Origin of the sequence: Klebsiella sp. K-Nf6 (assembly GCF_002806655.1) — a bacterium.
GTDB classification, from domain to species: Bacteria; Pseudomonadota; Gammaproteobacteria; order Enterobacterales; family Enterobacteriaceae; genus Klebsiella; species Klebsiella variicola.
In genome coordinates this window covers 80,447-96,887 of record NZ_PIBN01000016.1, presented here as the reverse complement: position 1 = coordinate 96,887, position 16,441 = coordinate 80,447, and the positions used below count along the sequence as shown (strand labels likewise).

Sequence of the window (16,441 nt, the reverse complement as noted above, 5' to 3'; positions counted from 1 at the left end):
ACTTATGAAAATCGTCATTGCCCCAGACTCTTACAAAGAAAGCCTGTCTGCCGCCGAGGTAGCGCAGGCGATAGAAAAAGGATTCCGTGAAATTTTCCCCGACGCGCAGTATGTTTCCATGCCCGTCGCCGACGGCGGCGAGGGAACGGTGGAGGCGATGATTGCCGCGACGCAGGGAACGGAACATTCCGCATGGGTGACGGGCCCGCTGGGCGAGAAAGTAGAGGCCTGCTGGGGCATGTCCGGCGATGGCGTCACCGCGTTTATTGAGATGGCGGCAGCCAGCGGTCTGGGACTCGTTCCGCCCGAAAAACGCAACCCTCTCATCACCACTTCACGCGGTACCGGTGAGCTGATATTACAGGCGCTGGCGCATGGCGCGAAGCGGATCATTATCGGCATCGGCGGCAGCGCGACCAACGACGGTGGGGCGGGCATGATGCAGGCGTTAGGCGCCCGCCTTTGCGACGCCGAGGGGCAGGAGATCGGCCATGGCGGCGGCAGTTTGAGCCGTCTGAGCCGGATCGATCTTTCCGCCATCGATCCACGCTTACGCGACGGGATGATCCGTGTGGCCTGCGACGTCACTAACCCGCTGGTGGGCGAGCGCGGCGCGTCGCGGATCTTTGGCCCGCAGAAAGGGGCGACCGAGACGATGATCGTTGAGCTGGATCGTAATCTGGGGCATTACGCCGATGTCATTAAGGCCTTGCTGCAAGTGGACGTTAAGGCGATCCCCGGCGCGGGGGCGGCAGGCGGCATGGGTGCCGCGCTGATGGCCTTGCTTAATGCGGAATTGCGTAGCGGCATTGATATCGTCACCGAGGCGTTGAATCTGGAGGAGCAAATCCTCGACTGCTCATTGGTGGTCACCGGAGAAGGGCGGATCGATAGCCAGTCCATTCACGGTAAGGTGCCGGTGGGGGTAGCCCGGGTGGCGAAAAAATATCGCAAGCCGGTGATCGGTATAGCCGGCAGCCTGACCCACGACGTCGGCGTGGTTCACCATCACGGCATCGATGCTGTTTTCAGCGTGTTAACCACAGTTTCGACGCTGGAAGAGGCATTTCGCGGGGCGTTTGATAACATTTACCGCGCGTCGCGCAATATCGCCGCCACCCTGCAGGTTGGGATGACGACAGAGGGATGACAACGGGCGGTAAACCCTCTATACTGCGCGCCGAAGCTGACCAGACAGTCGCCGCTTCGTCGTCGTCCTCCTTCGGGGGGAGACGGGCGGAGGGGAGGAAAGTCCGGGCTCCATAGGGCAAGGTGCCAGGTAACGCCTGGGGGGTGTCACAGCCCACGACCAGTGCAACAGAGAGCAAACCGCCGATGGCCCGCGCAAGCGGGATCAGGTAAGGGTGAAAGGGTGCGGTAAGAGCGCACCGCGCGGCTGGTAACAGTCCGCGGCACGGTAAACTCCACCCGGAGCAAGGCCAAATAGGGGTTCATAAGGTACGGCCCGTACTGAACCCGGGTAGGCTGCTTGAGCCAGTGAGCGATTGCTGGCCTAGATGAATGACTGTCCACGACAGAACCCGGCTTATCGGTCAGTTTCACCTCTTTATGCAAAAACCCCGCTCCGGCGGGGTTTTTGCTATCTGAATCCGTGAAGCGGATGAATGACTGTCCCCGACGCTATACCAAAAGAACGCGGCTTATCGGTCAGTTACCGTTATTTAACCACCTTAGGATTCTGTAGCGTCGGGATCGTGGAATCTTGCACCTGATGAACCTGGCCGATGATTGTGGCGACGCTGCCATTGCTTAAGGCCTCAACATCTGCGCTGTTATGTGAGCCAAAATTAAAGGTCAGACGTTTATCCGTTTTATTCTGCTCGTCTCTCATGGTCACGGTAAAATAGTAGCTGCCGGCGATACCGCTCATCCGACGAATGTCGACAATCACGCCGCGCACCTTGACCCATTTGCCTAGATAATCGCTGCTGGCTTTTGCCGGGTTGAGGGTAAACGGTTGCAGGAACTGCGCAACTGAATACGTCTGCATCGACGCGACGGCGTCATCTCCCGGTTGAAATAATTTATCGCCTGCGGAATAAAAGGCTTTCGAGGCCAGGCCACAGCCGCTTAACAGCGAGACGACAAAAACCAGCGGTAATACGTGAGTGCGTAATAACATAACTATCTCCTTATATATTTTAAAACATGATATCCCTGCTTTTTATGTATGGCATCTTTCTCGCTAATTAAATGAAGTAACCGTCACTTCTGTCAATCAATTTCCCTTCATGAGCGTTAAAGTTATTTTATATAAACATGTATTCTCCGTGTGAATTTATTGAAGGAAAATATTTTGATTTCTTATGTATTGAGCGGTTTGTGATCAGTTGCACGCTATGAATAATCTTTAGGTATTATTTTTTACATTTATTCACTACCAACTGTAAAATAATAAACCGCTATTTCAGGCACTTTCACTTCAGGATAAAACAATGAAATTAATGACCCGTATTGCGTTTGCAGCCCTTCTGACTACCGGTTTCTCTCTGACGGCACAGGCCGCAGACGTTAAGGCGGCGCCGGCGCCAGCGCAGGATCCCATTGTCCAGCACTTAAAACTCTCCAGCGATCAGGTCGCGAAAATTAAAAGCCTGCATCAGCAACTGGAAAATAATGTTCAGCAGATTTCACAGCAAGATATTAAAGATGGCGCATTGATTAACGTGATTGATTCCGGAAAATGGGATGAGAAAGCGGTCAAGGATCAGCTGGCAGCCTTCAGTAAGATCGATCAGCAGGTGCGTTATTACCGCGTGAAGTACTATTTCGATGTGAATCAGGTGCTGACGCCAGAGCAGCGTACCCAGGTGAAAAAAGATCTTGCCGACGCGCTGAGTGAATAATGCCATCGGCCCCTTTCGGGGCCGATATTATCTTCAGGCCATAAACGAAAATCGAATCATTGATGTTGCCTTTTCAGGCGAGACTTTCTTCATCCCGCAGACGAATTTCCGCTTCGACAACAATGGCTTCCAGTTCGCTCAGCATCTCATCATAACCAAAGCTGACGACCCCAGCGGTTTCCGGCTGCGTCGGGGCTGATGGCGTCGGGGACGCCTTTTTTCTGTTTTTCTTTTTACTCACTGACAGACTCCATCACTTCCGTTGTTACACCGGTAAATCTATCAGCAAAGCGCGCAGCGGCGTATCGGCGACGAGGGTAATGTTAGCTTCGTCACGAATAAATGCCCCATCACCACAGGTGAGAGCCTGTTTTTGTTGCTCCTGCGCAACGGCATGAACGGTGCCGTGGATCGACTGCAGGTAAGCGCGTGGGCCATGGAGCTGCACGCTAATCTGCTCCCCTTCCTCCAGTGCGATATGGTAGACCCAGGCCTGCTGGCGAAGCTGGAGACTGCCATTCCCTCCCTCCGGCGAGGCCAGCAGCTGCAGCGGTGCGCTCGCCACTTCTATTTTCTGCTGCAGCGGGTTTTCCCGCTGCGGGCAAGCGTCGAGCCACAGTTGCATCCGCGTTAACGACTGCTCTTTGCTCAGATTATGCTCGCTATAGCTCACGCCAGGCTGGGTGGCGATAAGCAGCGCTTCACCGGCTTTGGCCTGCATATGGTTGCCGTCGCTGTCGCGATACTCTGCTTCGCCTTCCAGAATCAGGTTCAGGATATCGACTTTTGGGTACGTCCTGGCCTGGAACGAGGCGCCGGGTGCCAGCACTTCCTGATTGAGCACGCGTAAGGACGCGAAGCCCAGTAATTTCGGGTCGAAGTAGTGGCCAAAGGAGAAGGTGTAGCGGGCCTGCAGCCAGCCGAAGTCTGCTTGTCCGCATTGTTTGGCTGTTCGGGTAGTAATCATGTTCTTGACCTCTCTTTACACTAAATCAATGGTAAAGGTATGGACGCTGTATTGTTAGCCAGATATTCTGCCCGGTATGTTCAAATTTCCTGAATGAGAAAGCGATGGCCAAAGAGAGAGCATTAACGCTGGAAGCGTTGCGCGTGATGGATGCGATCGACCGCCGTGGGAGCTTTGCTGCCGCGGCTGATGAGCTGGGACGCGTGCCTTCCGCCCTGAGCTATACCATGCAAAAACTGGAAGAGGAGCTGGACGTGGTGCTGTTTGACCGCTCAGGTCATCGCACGAAGTTCACCAACGTGGGACGGATGCTGCTTGAGCGTGGGCGCGTGCTGCTCGAAGCGGCGGATAAACTCACCACCGATGCGGAAGCGCTGTCGCGTGGCTGGGAAACTCATCTGACAATCGTCACCGAAGCGCTGGTTCCGACCGCGGATCTGTTTCCGCTGATTGAAAAACTGGCGACCAAATCCAACACGCAGTTGTCGATTATCACCGAAGTGCTGGCCGGCGCCTGGGAGCGACTGGAGCAGGGGCGGGCGGATATTGTTGTCGCGCCGGATATGCATTTTCGTTCCTCCTCGGAGATAAACTCGCGCAAACTCTATTCGGTGCTCAGCGTGTACGTCGCGGCGCCGGATCACCCGATCCACCAGGAGCCGGAACCGCTCTCGGAAGTGACCCGCGTGAAATACCGCGGCGTCGCAGTAGCGGATACCGCACGCGAGCGTCCCGTCCTTACCGTTCAGTTGCTGGATAAACAGCCGCGCTTAACGGTGAGCACCATTGAAGATAAGCGTCAGGCGCTGCTGGCCGGATTAGGCGTGGCAACCATGCCCTATCCGCTGGTGGAGAAAGATATTGCCGAAGGGCGTCTGCGGGTCGTCAGCCCGGAATACACCAATGAAATTGACATAATCATGGCCTGGCGACGGGACAGCATGGGCGAGGCGAAGTCCTGGTGTCTGCGCGAAATCCCTAAGCTGTTTGCGGGACGCTAGTCGAGAAGACGCTCCTCCCGCTAGCGGGAGGAGCGGGAAGATTAATAGGAGAAGGGTTTCGGATCGGGTCCGAAGCGATTGTTGCCTTCGGTGCCGCGTTGGCAGTTAAAGATCAAGATCACCAGCCAGCCGATGACCGGGATCAACAGCAGCAGCAGCCACCAGGCTGAACGGTCGGTGTCGTGAAGACGTCGAAACTGCACCGCCCACCACGGTAAAAAGACCAGTACGCCATAGATGGTCGTTAGAATGCCTTCGCCGCCCGCCCGCTGCCAGCCCAGCATTTTATCGATGATGCTCAATACGCCGGTCAGGATGAGGTTGACCAGAATAAACATCCAGTACTCTTTGCGCCGCGCACGGCCGCCAAATCCTATATAGTTTTTTAATGCCTTGAGATACCAGTCCATTTCTACGCCTCAATTAACCGTCAATCACTTGTTTTTTAAGCGATCGTAATAAGAATAGACGTGAATGAATGGTGGGTAAATATCTGTTTTCTGAATTATTGGGCGCCATCACTGGCGCCCGACAGATCAACGGAAGCGCTGATCGCGACCGTGGGGTTCGTTGAGATCCTGCTGCGGTCCAATGGAGATAATGCCGGTTGGATTAATGGTTTTATGGCTGCGGTAATAGTGGTGGCGGATATGCGGAATACTCACCGTCTCTGCGATGCCGGGTATCTGGTAGATGTCGCGCAGAAAACCGTACAGGTTGAGATAATCGCTGATGCGCCGTTTATCGCATTTAAAATGCGTTACATACACCGGGTCGAACCGTACCAGCGTCGTCCACAGGCGAATATCGGCTTCCGTCAGCTGATTTCCCGTCAGGTAACGATGCTGACCGAGGATCTGCTCGAGCCGCTCCAGTGAGGTAAAGACCGCATCGACCGCTTCGTCGTAAGCCTGCTGGCTGGTGGCAAAGCCGGCCTTATACACGCCGTTGTTGACGTTGTCGTAGATCCAGCCGTTCAGCTCATCGATTTTTTCCCGTAGCGCCGGCGGATAATAATCCCCGGCTCTGGCACCCAAACCATCGAAGGCGGTATTAAACATGCGGATGATTTCTGCCGACTCATTGCTGACGATGGTCTGCTGTTTTTTGTCCCACAGCACCGGGACGGTGACGCGACCGGTATAGTGCGGGTCAGCCTGCAGATAGAGCTGATAAAGGAACTGATGATGATAGAGCTGGTCGCCGGTAGCATCAGGGAAATCATCGGCGAAGGTCCAGCCGTTTTCCAGCATCAGCGGATTGACCACGGAGACGGATATAAAGGGTTCCAGTCCTTTCAGCTTGCGCAGAATCAAAGTGCGGTGCGCCCACGGGCAGGCCAGAGAAACATACAGATGATAACGGTCTTTTTCTGCGGCAAAGCCGCCTTCACCCGCAGGTCCCGGCGTGCCATCGGCCGTGAGCCAGTTACGGAAGGCCGAAACGGAACGCTTGAATCGTCCTCCGGTGGATTTGGTGTCATACCAGGTATCTTGCCAGACGCCGTCGACTAATTGTCCCATTACTTCCTCCTGCAGATAGCAAAAGCGAGGAGATATCCCCTCGCTTTTTTAGATTTTTACTCAGTTCAGTATAGTGCGCTTACCACTTTTTATTCAGCACGCGGTCGATGCTGAATGCGCCCGGACCGGTCACGGCCAGCAGCAGGTAACCGCCAGCGATGGTCAGGTTTTTCATGAACATCAGCGAGTTCACACCTTCCGCAAAGTTGCTGTGGAACAGGAACGCGGTCAGCAGCGTAAAGCCTGCGGTGAACAGCGCGGTGGTACGGGTCAGGAAACCGAACAGAATCGCCAGACCGCCGCCGAACTCAAGAAGGATGGTCAGCGGCAGCAGTGCTCCCGGCACGCCCATGGCTTCCATATACTGCTGGGTTCCGGCGTAACCGGTGATTTTGCCCCATCCTGCAGTGATAAACAGAATCGGCATCAGAATACGCGCTACCAGTACACCAACATCTTCTAATTTTTTCATTTCTTACTCCAGAAAACCCAAAGGGCGGCAGTTTTGTTTTTTAGCGCAATCCCGCGTGGTTACGCAGTATTGCTGTCGATGGAGAGGATAGTAACGAGGCGGAGAAAGAATTGTTAGCAAGGAAAACTGTAGTTCTTCTTCAAAGTTTCTGAGCAATAAGTGCGGTGAGGTGAAATTTTTCGGGCCGCGAGGGGTTACCACCTGTCCCGGTATCGGGTGGGGTGAGCGGAATGGACTGAGATAAGAGGGCGGGCTAACCGTGATTGGCGGCGAGGGCACAGGTTGCCGCGAACGGCGTATTGTATCGGGTGGGGAAATGGCAGAGCGGGGCGCCGGGATAAGCGCCCGCGCTCCGGGCTGCTAGCGTATTGACGACTGGCGCAGGATCCCGCGGACCATCCGCCAGGTGCTCCACAGTCCGAGACCGCGTTTGGTCCAGCGCATTAAAAAGTGCGGGTGGCGTATGGACCAGACGGCCATCAGACCGCTGCCAACCATCAGCCACGAACGTAAACTCAGCAGCGTATTCCAGCCGCGATCGAGGGGCGCTGTCGCCTCCAGCCAGTGGCGACGACAGGCACTAAGCTCCAGTCGTTGCTGCTGGATCTGGCGCAGTAGCAGCGCCTTTTGCCGTTCACGCTCCTGTCGGCCATTCACGGTTTATCGTCCTCCAGAAGGGCACGGTCGTTCTCCAGCTCTTTACGCGTCAGGCGCAGCAGCGTGGAGCGGCGCGCCTTACGTAGGGTAAGGATACCCACGATCGCGGCGGCGAGGAGCAGAACGACGGTGGTGGCGATCATGACGTGCAGGCGATACTGGGCGTCAACGGCCCAGATAACCAGCACCAGCAGACTCATGAGGCCAAACGCGGCAAACAGCAGCGTCAGTCCGGTCATGATCAGCAACTGGAAGAGGTTGGCTTTCTCCTCCTCCAGCTCCACGACGACCAGGCGCAGCCGTGTTTCCACCATTTCGACCAGCAGCGTGACAATGCGCTGGCCAATGGAGAACACGCGCTGACCCGGCCCCTGCGAGTGTTGAGTGTTCGCCATAATCAGCGACGCGACAGCAGGACACCCAGTACCAGCCCGACGGCGGCACCAATCCCGACTCCTGTCCACGGGTTTTCGCGAACATAATCATCCGCCCGCGCGGCGGTCTCACGCGTTTGACGCAAAATCGCATCGCTGGTTTCACCCAGGCGGGCACGACTCTCTTTTAGCGCGCTCTCTGCTTTACTACGCAGTTTACCAATCTCTTCTTTCGACTTGTCCGCCGAGGAATTCAGAACTTCCTCCAGGGTATCCGCCAGCGTTTTCAGTTCTGCACGAAGGTCTTCAGTCACATTCTCTTTAGCCATGTCGTTCTCCTGTAGCGTGGTCCGTGTTGCGAAAGTTAACTGTTATTAGTAGTCCCGAGACTCCAGCGTTTTTAACTCCTGTTGCGCTTCATTGAGTTTATGCTGGCGTTTATTGATTTTGTCCGCATCGCCTTTCTTCCGGGCTTCCTGCAGATCGCGCTGACGTTCGGCGATCTCTTCCCGTTGTTTGGCAATTTTTTGCTGATGATCGGCTTTGAGTTTACTGTCGCTGCAGTTCTCCCGTACCTGACGTAGCGCGGTATTTAGCCCATCAATGCGACTTTGATTATGATGCTTTTCGGCATAGCTGATCTCTCGTTGAATATCCTGCTCTTTTTCCTGGCAGGGAGAGGCTGCTATGGCGCTGGCGCTAAGTGAAGTCAGGGCCAGAAGCAGAGCGATGCGGTGTTTCATGGATAGTACCTTCCATTGTCTGAGGGTATACCCGGAGGATATACCCGTTCCCGATGGTGAACGGGAATGTGTTGATTCCCGCAGGTTTAAGCATAGTAACAAATGCAGGAAACCACCAGACTGCGTAAAAAACGCAGTACGGCGGTAGTTTACCCGAGCCGGTGAGGCGCGTCGCGCAGACGGGATAACCAGGCGGTGGCCGAGTTATCGTCCTCCAGCAGGGCAATAATATAACCATGTGGCAGAGCGCGACCGAGAACCTCTTTCGCCGCCGCACCCTGGGCGGTGGAGTCGAACTTAATCAGCAGACCATCTTTTTGCGGCGTAATGCTCTTGAAGCGGATACCGTTGGCGTCGAGGTGATGCCAGACGGAGAAGCCGTCCGGCATGCTGACGCCCTGGCCAACCGGACGGATCGCCAGTGTGGCCTCCTGCTGCTGCACCGCCAGCCAGAGCCAGAACAGCGCGCAGAGCACAAGAGAGCCACCCAGCAGCCAGCTCAGCTGGCGCAGGGAGGGGCGTTTTATGACCATCTTCAGCCCCGGCTTCTGTATTTTTTCTTCCACAGCACCACCAGCGAGCCGATCAGTCCGAAGACCAGCAGCGCAACCGGAAGGAGCATCAGGCAGGACATCAGCTGATCTTCATACTTGAGGAATACCGGGGTTTTGCCCAGCAGATAGCCCAGCGAGGTCAGGATGAGTACCCATAGCAGTCCGCTCATCCAGTTAAAGAACTGAAAGCGAGCGTTATTGAGGCCTGAAAGGCCGGCAATCGTCGGCAACAGCGTACGCACGAAGGCGATAAAGCGGCCGATCAACAGCGCGGAGAGTCCATGCTTATGAAACAGGTGATGCGCGCGCTGATGGTAGTGAGAGGGCAGATGCGACAGCCAGTTTTGCACGATCCGCGTATTGCCCAGCCAGCGCCCCTGAATATAGCTCAGCCAGCAGCCGAGGCTGGCGGCGGCGGTGAGCAGCAGCAAGGTTTCCGGAAAGCCCATCGCCCCTTTGGCGATCAGCACGCCCACGAGCACAAGCAGACTATCCCCCGGTAAAAACGCGGCAGGCAGCAACCCGTTCTCAAGGAACAAAATCATAAACAAGACAAAATACAGCATGCCAATCATGGAGGGATTCGCGAGCGTTTCGTAATCCTGAGCCCACAAGGCATTCAATAACTGGGTTAAAAGTTCCATTCACGATTCCTGGTACATCGGTTAACGGCACGTCTGAGCGCGTGGCATGTTGGGCGACAAGATTTTTATGAGATTTTGGTCGCTGCTTAGGCGCTCTGAACGCTTCCCTGTATAAGACTGAAGTAAGTAAACACCTACCCCCAGAACGGCAAAATGCATCTAATTGTAACAAATCAGCTGACTTTACGTCAGAGAAATTGCAAGGTGTTGCTCGTTGATTTTGCTGATTGCGGCGATGGGAGGCGAGAGGATTTACACAGGCTGACACTATATATGTTTTGCTTACTCCAGCCGGCCTGGCGGGCAGGCGCGCAGGGACCGCGCGCCCTCAGGAAAAGTGATTATTTTGCGCTGTTGGCCGCCGTATCGAGATGAACCACCGGATTGTCGGCAAATAAGTAGCGATCGGCATTAAATTCAAAGTCATCGCTGGTTTCGTTAAACAGCATTTGCTTGGTATTTTCCAGATGCTGCCACATCGCCAGCTTGGCGGCGTTCGGATCTTTACGCAGCAGGGCTTTCAGGATCTGATCGTGATCGTCACACCAGTTATCGACCGTGCGCAGGTCGATATGCTCATGCAGTTTTTTCCAGTATGGGTTATGCACGCGCTGGGTCCACATTTTTTCAACGATTGCCGCCAGCGCGCTGTTCTGCGTGGCCAGCGCCACCTGGACGTGAAACTGGAGATCCCACTCGGAGTCGCGGAAACATTTCTCGTTGCGCGCTTTCTCCTGAATCTCCATCAGCTTCATGATGTCCTGTTTGGTCACCTGAGTCGCCGCGAATTCGGCAATATTGCTTTCAATCAGCTGCCGCGCCTGCAGCAGTTCAAAGGGACCATAGTTGGCAAACTCAAGGCTTTCATCGGCCACCTGCTGGTACTTGGGATGGTTGGAGATGACGTGAATACCCGACCCTTTGCGGACTTCGACATACCCTTCCACTTCCAGCATGATAATGGCTTCACGAACCACGGTGCGGCTGACGTTTTTTTCATCGGCGATAAAGCGCTCGGCGGGCAGCTTATCCCCTACAAGGTAGACACCTTGTTCGATGCGCGTCTTCAGCTCAGCGGCAAGCTGCTGATACAGACGGCGTGGTTCAATGATTTCCATATTCGCTCCCGGAAGATGGCGACAATATTCGATTTGTTATACCACTTTTACACGCTTTCCACCACTGGCAGGCATGAAAAAGCCGCCTGAGAAGGCGGCTCGATAAGCGGTCATATCAGTACAAGATCTAACTCTGCGTGGCCGGTTTGCGGCTGCTAAGCGGTGTTGAGTCATCGTCAGCCGGTTTGTTTTTCAGCACCGTCCAGATAACCAACGCGCCCAGCAGGTCAAAGACGGCCAGTACCGCAAACAGCGGGCTAAAGCCGATGGTATCCGCCAGCGCGCCGACGACCAGGGCGAACATGGTGCTGGCCAGCCAGGCGGCCATCCCGGTCAGGCCGTTGGCGGTGGCGACTTCGTTACGGCCAAAGACGTCGGAAGAGAGGGTGATCAGCGCCCCGGACAGCGCCTGGTGAGCAAACCCGCCGACGCACAGCAGCGCGATGGCGATATATGGGCTGGTGAACAGGCCGATCATGCCTGGGCCAATCATCAGCAGGGCGCCCATGGTCACGACCATTTTACGCGAAACGATCAGGTTGACGCCAAACCAGCGCTGGAACAGCGGCGGCAGGTAACCGCCAACGATGCAGCCGAGGTCGGCGAACAGCATCGGCATCCAGGCGAACATCGCGATCTCTTTCAGGTTAAAGCCGTAAACCTTGAACATGAACAGCGGGATCCAGGCGTTAAAGGTCCCCCAGGCCGGCTCAGCGAGGAAGCGCGGCAGGGCGATGCCCCAGAACTGACGGTTGCGCAGGATTTGCCACGGCGACATTTTCTTCGCGTTATTGGTCTGATGCTGAGATTCCTGGCCGCCAATGATGTAGTCGCGTTCTTCGTCAGATAATTTTTTCTGGTCGCGCGGGTGTTTGTAGAAGATAAGCCAGGCGATGGCCCAGGCGAAGCTCAGTACCCCGGAGATGATGAACGCCATCTGCCAGCTGTGCATGACTATCGCCCACACCACCAGCGGCGGCGCGATCATGGCACCAATAGAGGAACCGACATTGAAGTAGCCCACCGCAATAGAGCGCTCTTTTGCCGGGAACCATTCGGAACTGGCTTTCAGCCCGGCGGGGATCATTGCGGCTTCCGCTGCGCCGACCGCGCCGCGAGCCAGCGCCAGGCCGCCCCAGCTGCCTGCCAGTGCGGTTGAGCCGCAGAATATCGCCCAGGCGATAGCGAAGAAGGCATAGCCGATTTTAGTCCCGAGAATATCGAGGACATAACCCGCGACAGGCTGCATGACGGTGTAGGCAGCGGAATAGGCTGCAATGATATAGGAGTATTGTTGAGTCGAGATGTGTAACTCTTCCATCAGCGTCGGTGCGGCCGCCGCCACGGTGTTACGAGTCAGGTAGCCCAGCACGGTGCCCAGCGTCACCAGCGCAATCATGTACCAACGTAACCCTTTAATTTTACGCATGTAAACCTCATCGTCTGTTATCTTTCCGCACCAGGTGCGGCCTTTCCCGAGCGCGATAAGCGATCGGGAAAGCGAAACGGGGGGTTCAGGAGGGCGATCCCCTCTGGCCCGAACCTTACCATCAGTTGTTATGTTGAAAGTCGGTGTCCATTCCGTATAAGCCGATGCCATAAACACCGGTAATGCATTCCGTCGGTTTATATGTTGCGACGGCAGAAAGATAACTTGTCATACAACTTTAAAAGTTGAGTGCTGTCACAAAAGTGGGAAAGTTAGTGTGGTCTTTAGTCCTTACCGGGAAAGCTAGAGATGGCGCGCTCTGCCGGGGTGATTTCCGATGAGGCGGTCGTTTTTTTATCGACGTTTATTGATCTAACTCACGAAAAACAGCTCGGTCTGTAGAAATTGGTGTGATAACTTTGTCAGCATTGTAGTCAATCATCTGAAAGGCTCCCGCTACGGAGCGAAGAGGACACGCGAATGACACCGTTTATGACTGAAGATTTTCTACTCGATACCGAATTTGCCCGCCGTCTGTACCACGATTACGCCAAAGATCAGCCCATTTTCGACTACCATTGCCACCTTCCGCCGCAGCAGGTTGCCGAAAACTATCGCTTCAAGAATCTGTATGACATCTGGCTGAAAGGCGATCACTACAAATGGCGCGCCATGCGCACTAACGGCGTACCGGAGCGTCTGTGTACCGGTGATGCGTCCGATCGCGAGAAATTTGACGCCTGGGCAGCCACCGTACCCCACACTATCGGCAACCCGTTATACCACTGGACGCATTTAGAACTGCGTCGTCCATTTGGTATTACAGGTAAGCTGCTGTCGCCTTCCACCGCCGATGAGATCTGGGACCAGTGCAGTGATTTACTGGCTCAGGACGCTTTCTCCGCCCGCGGGATCATGAAGCAGATGAATGTGAAGATGGTCGGTACCACCGACGATCCGATTGATTCTCTCGAGCACCATGCGGTTGTCGCCAAAGATACCTCCTTTGATATCAAAGTGCTGCCGAGCTGGCGCCCGGATAAAGCGTTCAACATCGAGCAGGCGACCTTTAACGACTACATGGCTAAGCTGGGTGAGGTGTCCGATACCGATATTCGCCGTTTCGCGGACCTGCAAAGCGCTCTGACCAAACGTCTGGACCACTTTGCCGCACATGGCTGCAAGGTCTCCGACCACGCGCTGGACGTGGTGCTGTTTGCGGAAGCGACCGACGCCGAGCTGGACGCCATTCTGGCGCGCCGTCTGGCTGGCGAGACCCTCAGCGAACACGAAGTGGCGCAGTTCAAAACCGCGGTGCTGGTGTTCCTCGGCGCAGAATATGCCCGTCGCGGTTGGGTGCAGCAGTACCATATCGGTGCGCTGCGTAACAACAACCTGCGTCAGTTCAAACTGTTAGGCCCGGATGTGGGCTTCGACTCGATCAACGATCGCCCGATGGCGGAAGAGCTGTCTAAGCTGCTGAGCAAGCAGAACGAAGAGAACCTGCTGCCGAAAACCATTCTCTACTGCCTGAACCCGCGCGATAACGAAGTGCTGGGCACCATGATCGGTAACTTCCAGGGGGAAGGCATGCCGGGCAAGATGCAGTTCGGCTCCGGCTGGTGGTTCAACGATCAGAAAGACGGCATGGAGCGGCAGATGACCCAACTGGCGCAGCTCGGCCTGCTGAGCCGCTTTGTCGGGATGCTGACCGACAGCCGCAGCTTCCTCTCCTACACGCGCCACGAATACTTCCGCCGCATTCTGTGCCAGATGATCGGCCGTTGGGTGGCAGCCGGCGAAGCGCCTGCGGATATCGCGCTGCTGGGCGAGATGGTGAAAAACATTTGCTTTAACAATGCGCGTGACTATTTCGCCATTGAACTGAACTAAGGCCAGAGGTCGGTTGATATGCAATACATTAAAATCCATTCGCAGGATAACGTCGCGGTCGCGCTGGCGGATATCGCTGCCGGTAGCGTGGTGACGATTGATAAGGACTCGGTCACCCTCGGCCAGGATATCGTTCGCGGCCACAAGTTTGCACTGCGCGCTATCGCGAAAGGGGAAAACGTCGTTAAGTACGGGTTGCCGATTGGCCATGCGCTGGCGGATATCGCGCCGGGCGAGCATGTTCATGCGCACAATACGCGCACCAATCTCAGCGACCTTGACGCGTATCGCTATCAACCGGACCGGGTTGCCCAACCGCCACAGCCTGCGGATCGCGAAGTGCAGATTTATCGTCGCGCCAACGGTGACGTCGGCGTGCGCAATGAGCTGTGGATCCTGCCGACCGTCGGCTGCGTCAACGCCATGGCCAGACAAATGCAGAACCGTTTCCTGAAAGAGACGTATGGCGCTGAGGATATTGATGGGGTGCATCTCTTCAGCCACACCTATGGCTGCTCGCAGCTTGGGGATGACCACATCAACACTCGCACCATGCTGCAAAATATGGTTCGCCACCCGAACGCCGGGGCGGTGCTGGTGGTTGGCCTTGGCTGTGAAAACAACCAGGTTGATGCCTTTCGCGAGACGCTGGGCGAGTTTGACCCGCAGCGTGTGCACTTTATGGTTTGCCAGCACCAGGACGATGAAGTGGAAGCGGGGGTTGCGCATCTGCATCAGCTGTATGAAGTGATGCGTCAGGATAAACGCCAGCCGGGCAAACTGAGCGAGCTGAAGTTTGGCCTCGAGTGCGGGGGATCGGACGGCCTGTCGGGCATTACCGCTAACCCTATGCTGGGCCGCTTCTCAGACTATGTGATCGCCAACGGCGGCACCACCGTGCTGACCGAAGTGCCGGAGATGTTCGGTGCTGAACAGCTGCTGATGAGCCACTGCCGCGACGAAGCGACCTTCGACAAGCTGGTGACCATGGTCAATGACTTTAAGCAGTACTTTATCGCCCACGACCAGCCTATTTACGAAAACCCTTCCCCGGGTAACAAAGCCGGGGGGATCACCACCCTGGAAGATAAGTCGCTGGGCTGTACTCAGAAAGCGGGTTCCAGCCAGGTGGTGGATGTCCTGCGCTACGGCGAGCGCCTGAAGGTTCATGGTCTGAATTTGCTGAGCGCGCCGGGCAACGACGCGGTCGCCACCAGCGCGCTGGCCGGTGCCGGCTGTCATATGGTGTTGTTTAGCACCGGACGCGGCACGCCGTACGGTGGCTTTGTGCCGACGGTGAAGATCGCCACCAACAGCGAACTGGCGGCAAAGAAAAAGCACTGGATCGACTTTGATGCCGGGCAGCTGATCCACGGCAAAGCGATGCCGCAGCTGCTGGAGGAGTTTGTGGATGCCATTGTGGCTTTCGCCAACGGTAAACCGACCTGTAATGAACAGAATGACTTCCGCGAGCTGGCCATCTTTAAAAGCGGTGTTACCCTGTAAAGGGGGATTCACATTGGCGCCCAGGGGCGTGGATCGTGTATCGGCCTGATAGCGTAGCGCCATCGGGCTCGTAACAGCGGCGTTTCAGCCAGTGAAGCGCCGTTTGTTTTTTTCAGTCAGGGAGCTTTCATGACCGCGTATTGGCTGGCCCAGGGTGTCGGCGTCATCGCCTTTCTTATCGGTATTACCACCTTTATCAACCGCGACGAACGTCGCTTCAGGCTTCAGCTGGCGGGCTATAGCGCCATTATCGGCGTCCATTTTTTCCTGATGGGCGCCGCGCCGGCCGGGATGAGCGCCGGGCTCAATGCGCTACGTACGGTCATTTCCCTGCGCACCCGCAGCCTGTGGGTGATGACGGTATTCATTCTCCTGACGCTGATCCTCGGCCTTGGCAAGCTGCAGCATGCCATGGAGCTGCTGCCGATCATTGGCACCGTTGCCAGCACCTGGGCGCTGTTTCGCTGCAAAGGGCTGACCGTGCGCTGCGTGATGTGGTGCTCCACTGCCTGCTGGGTCACGCATAATCTGTGGCTGGGTTCGATTGGCGGGACGCTGATTGAAGGCAGTTTTCTGATCGTCAACGGGCTGAATATCATTCGCTTCCGCCGGATGCAAAAGCGCGGCATCGATCCGTTTAAGGTTGAAAACGCAGTCCAGGAAAAGAGCCCCTCCGCCCGATAGCGGAGGGGA

20 protein-coding genes and 1 other RNA gene are annotated in these 16,441 nt (G+C 55.8%); 7 read left to right on the top strand and 14 right to left on the bottom strand.

Annotation, left to right across the window (positions count from 1 at the left end):
• Positions 1 to 4: 4 nt before the first annotated feature.
• Positions 5 to 1,150, top strand: a complete 1,146-nt coding sequence (garK, locus tag CWM61_RS22435) for a glycerate 2-kinase (RefSeq protein WP_074387517.1) — start codon at positions 5 to 7, stop codon at positions 1,148 to 1,150.
• A 32-nt stretch (positions 1,151 to 1,182) separates the two neighbouring features.
• Positions 1,183 to 1,565, top strand: an RNA gene (rnpB, locus tag CWM61_RS22430) — RNase P RNA component class A.
• A gap of 113 nt (positions 1,566 to 1,678) precedes the next feature.
• On the opposite strand, the gene CWM61_RS22425 is transcribed toward rnpB, so the two are convergent.
• A complete protein-coding gene (locus CWM61_RS22425) occupies positions 1,679 to 2,143 on the bottom strand; it encodes an OB-fold putative lipoprotein (RefSeq protein ID WP_074387518.1) in 465 nt (154 codons plus the stop codon).
• A gap of 313 nt (positions 2,144 to 2,456) precedes the next feature.
• Between CWM61_RS22425 and CWM61_RS22420 the strand changes: the two genes are divergently transcribed.
• Positions 2,457 to 2,867, top strand: a complete 411-nt coding sequence (locus CWM61_RS22420) for a Spy/CpxP family protein refolding chaperone (protein WP_074387519.1) — start codon at positions 2,457 to 2,459, stop codon at positions 2,865 to 2,867.
• A gap of 73 nt (positions 2,868 to 2,940) precedes the next feature.
• Here CWM61_RS22420 and CWM61_RS29445 read toward each other — a convergent pair whose 3' ends face one another.
• Positions 2,941 to 3,108 carry a hypothetical protein gene (locus tag CWM61_RS29445; RefSeq protein WP_008806592.1) on the bottom strand — a complete coding sequence of 56 codons (168 nt, stop codon included), beginning with the start codon at positions 3,106 to 3,108 and terminating at the stop codon, positions 2,941 to 2,943.
• Between the two features lie 24 nt (positions 3,109 to 3,132).
• Complete coding sequence (locus CWM61_RS22415; protein WP_100631962.1) at positions 3,133 to 3,834, bottom strand: pirin family protein; 702 nt, start codon at positions 3,832 to 3,834, stop codon at positions 3,133 to 3,135.
• Between the two features lie 104 nt (positions 3,835 to 3,938).
• Here CWM61_RS22415 and CWM61_RS22410 point away from each other — a divergent pair, with 104 nt between their 5' ends.
• The gene (locus CWM61_RS22410; RefSeq protein WP_061153225.1) at positions 3,939 to 4,835 is read left to right on the top strand and encodes a LysR family transcriptional regulator; all 897 of its coding nucleotides are present in this window, start codon (positions 3,939 to 3,941) and stop codon (positions 4,833 to 4,835) included.
• A 41-nt stretch (positions 4,836 to 4,876) separates the two neighbouring features.
• Here CWM61_RS22410 and CWM61_RS22405 read toward each other — a convergent pair whose 3' ends face one another.
• From CWM61_RS22405 to CWM61_RS22355, 11 genes are all read right to left on the bottom strand, one after another.
• A complete protein-coding gene (locus CWM61_RS22405; protein ID WP_008806590.1) occupies positions 4,877 to 5,245 on the bottom strand; it encodes a DUF805 domain-containing protein in 369 nt (122 codons plus the stop codon).
• A gap of 126 nt (positions 5,246 to 5,371) precedes the next feature.
• Complete coding sequence (locus CWM61_RS22400; protein ID WP_074387521.1) at positions 5,372 to 6,358, bottom strand: glutathione S-transferase family protein; 987 nt, start codon at positions 6,356 to 6,358, stop codon at positions 5,372 to 5,374.
• 79 nt (positions 6,359 to 6,437) lie between these two features.
• Positions 6,438 to 6,830 (bottom strand): DoxX family protein, encoded by a 393-nt coding sequence (locus CWM61_RS22395; protein WP_015703571.1) that lies wholly within the window; start codon positions 6,828 to 6,830, stop codon positions 6,438 to 6,440.
• Positions 6,831 to 7,190: 360 nt separating this feature from the next.
• Complete coding sequence (locus CWM61_RS22390) at positions 7,191 to 7,487, bottom strand: YqjK-like family protein (RefSeq protein ID WP_074387523.1); 297 nt, start codon at positions 7,485 to 7,487, stop codon at positions 7,191 to 7,193.
• The gene (locus CWM61_RS22385) at positions 7,484 to 7,882 is read right to left on the bottom strand and encodes a phage holin family protein (protein ID WP_061153228.1); all 399 of its coding nucleotides are present in this window, start codon (positions 7,880 to 7,882) and stop codon (positions 7,484 to 7,486) included. The genes CWM61_RS22390 and CWM61_RS22385 overlap by 4 nt, the downstream gene beginning before the upstream one ends.
• Before the next feature lie 2 nt (positions 7,883 to 7,884).
• Entirely contained in the window at positions 7,885 to 8,190 is a 306-nt protein-coding gene (locus CWM61_RS22380; RefSeq protein WP_061153229.1) for a DUF883 family protein, read from the bottom strand.
• Between the two features lie 45 nt (positions 8,191 to 8,235).
• Complete coding sequence (locus CWM61_RS22375) at positions 8,236 to 8,604, bottom strand: DUF1090 domain-containing protein (protein WP_008806585.1); 369 nt, start codon at positions 8,602 to 8,604, stop codon at positions 8,236 to 8,238.
• 149 nt (positions 8,605 to 8,753) lie between these two features.
• Positions 8,754 to 9,131, bottom strand: coding sequence for an EnvZ/OmpR regulon moderator MzrA (mzrA, locus tag CWM61_RS22370; RefSeq protein ID WP_162493301.1), 378 nt, complete (start codon positions 9,129 to 9,131; stop codon positions 8,754 to 8,756).
• Positions 9,132 to 9,139: 8 nt separating this feature from the next.
• Positions 9,140 to 9,802 carry a DedA family general envelope maintenance protein YqjA gene (gene yqjA / locus CWM61_RS22365; protein WP_004206121.1) on the bottom strand — a complete coding sequence of 221 codons (663 nt, stop codon included), beginning with the start codon at positions 9,800 to 9,802 and terminating at the stop codon, positions 9,140 to 9,142.
• 341 nt (positions 9,803 to 10,143) lie between these two features.
• On the bottom strand, positions 10,144 to 10,920 hold the full coding sequence (gene exuR / locus CWM61_RS22360; RefSeq protein ID WP_012967188.1) for a transcriptional regulator ExuR: 777 nt from the start codon (positions 10,918 to 10,920) through the stop codon (positions 10,144 to 10,146).
• 127 nt (positions 10,921 to 11,047) lie between these two features.
• Complete coding sequence (locus tag CWM61_RS22355) at positions 11,048 to 12,349, bottom strand: MFS transporter (RefSeq protein WP_074387524.1); 1,302 nt, start codon at positions 12,347 to 12,349, stop codon at positions 11,048 to 11,050.
• Between the two features lie 480 nt (positions 12,350 to 12,829).
• Here CWM61_RS22355 and uxaC point away from each other — a divergent pair, with 480 nt between their 5' ends.
• The 3 genes from uxaC to CWM61_RS22340 all read left to right on the top strand — a co-directional run bounded on the left by uxaC (position 12,830) and on the right by CWM61_RS22340 (position 16,432).
• Positions 12,830 to 14,242 carry a glucuronate isomerase gene (gene uxaC / locus CWM61_RS22350; RefSeq protein ID WP_100631961.1) on the top strand — a complete coding sequence of 471 codons (1,413 nt, stop codon included), beginning with the start codon at positions 12,830 to 12,832 and terminating at the stop codon, positions 14,240 to 14,242.
• Positions 14,243 to 14,260: 18 nt separating this feature from the next.
• Positions 14,261 to 15,748 (top strand): UxaA family hydrolase, encoded by a 1,488-nt coding sequence (locus CWM61_RS22345; protein ID WP_008806580.1) that lies wholly within the window; start codon positions 14,261 to 14,263, stop codon positions 15,746 to 15,748.
• Between the two features lie 129 nt (positions 15,749 to 15,877).
• Positions 15,878 to 16,432: a YgjV family protein gene (locus CWM61_RS22340; RefSeq protein WP_074387525.1), complete on the top strand. Its 555-nt coding sequence runs from the start codon at positions 15,878 to 15,880 to the stop codon at positions 16,430 to 16,432.
• Positions 16,433 to 16,441 lie beyond the last annotated feature (9 nt).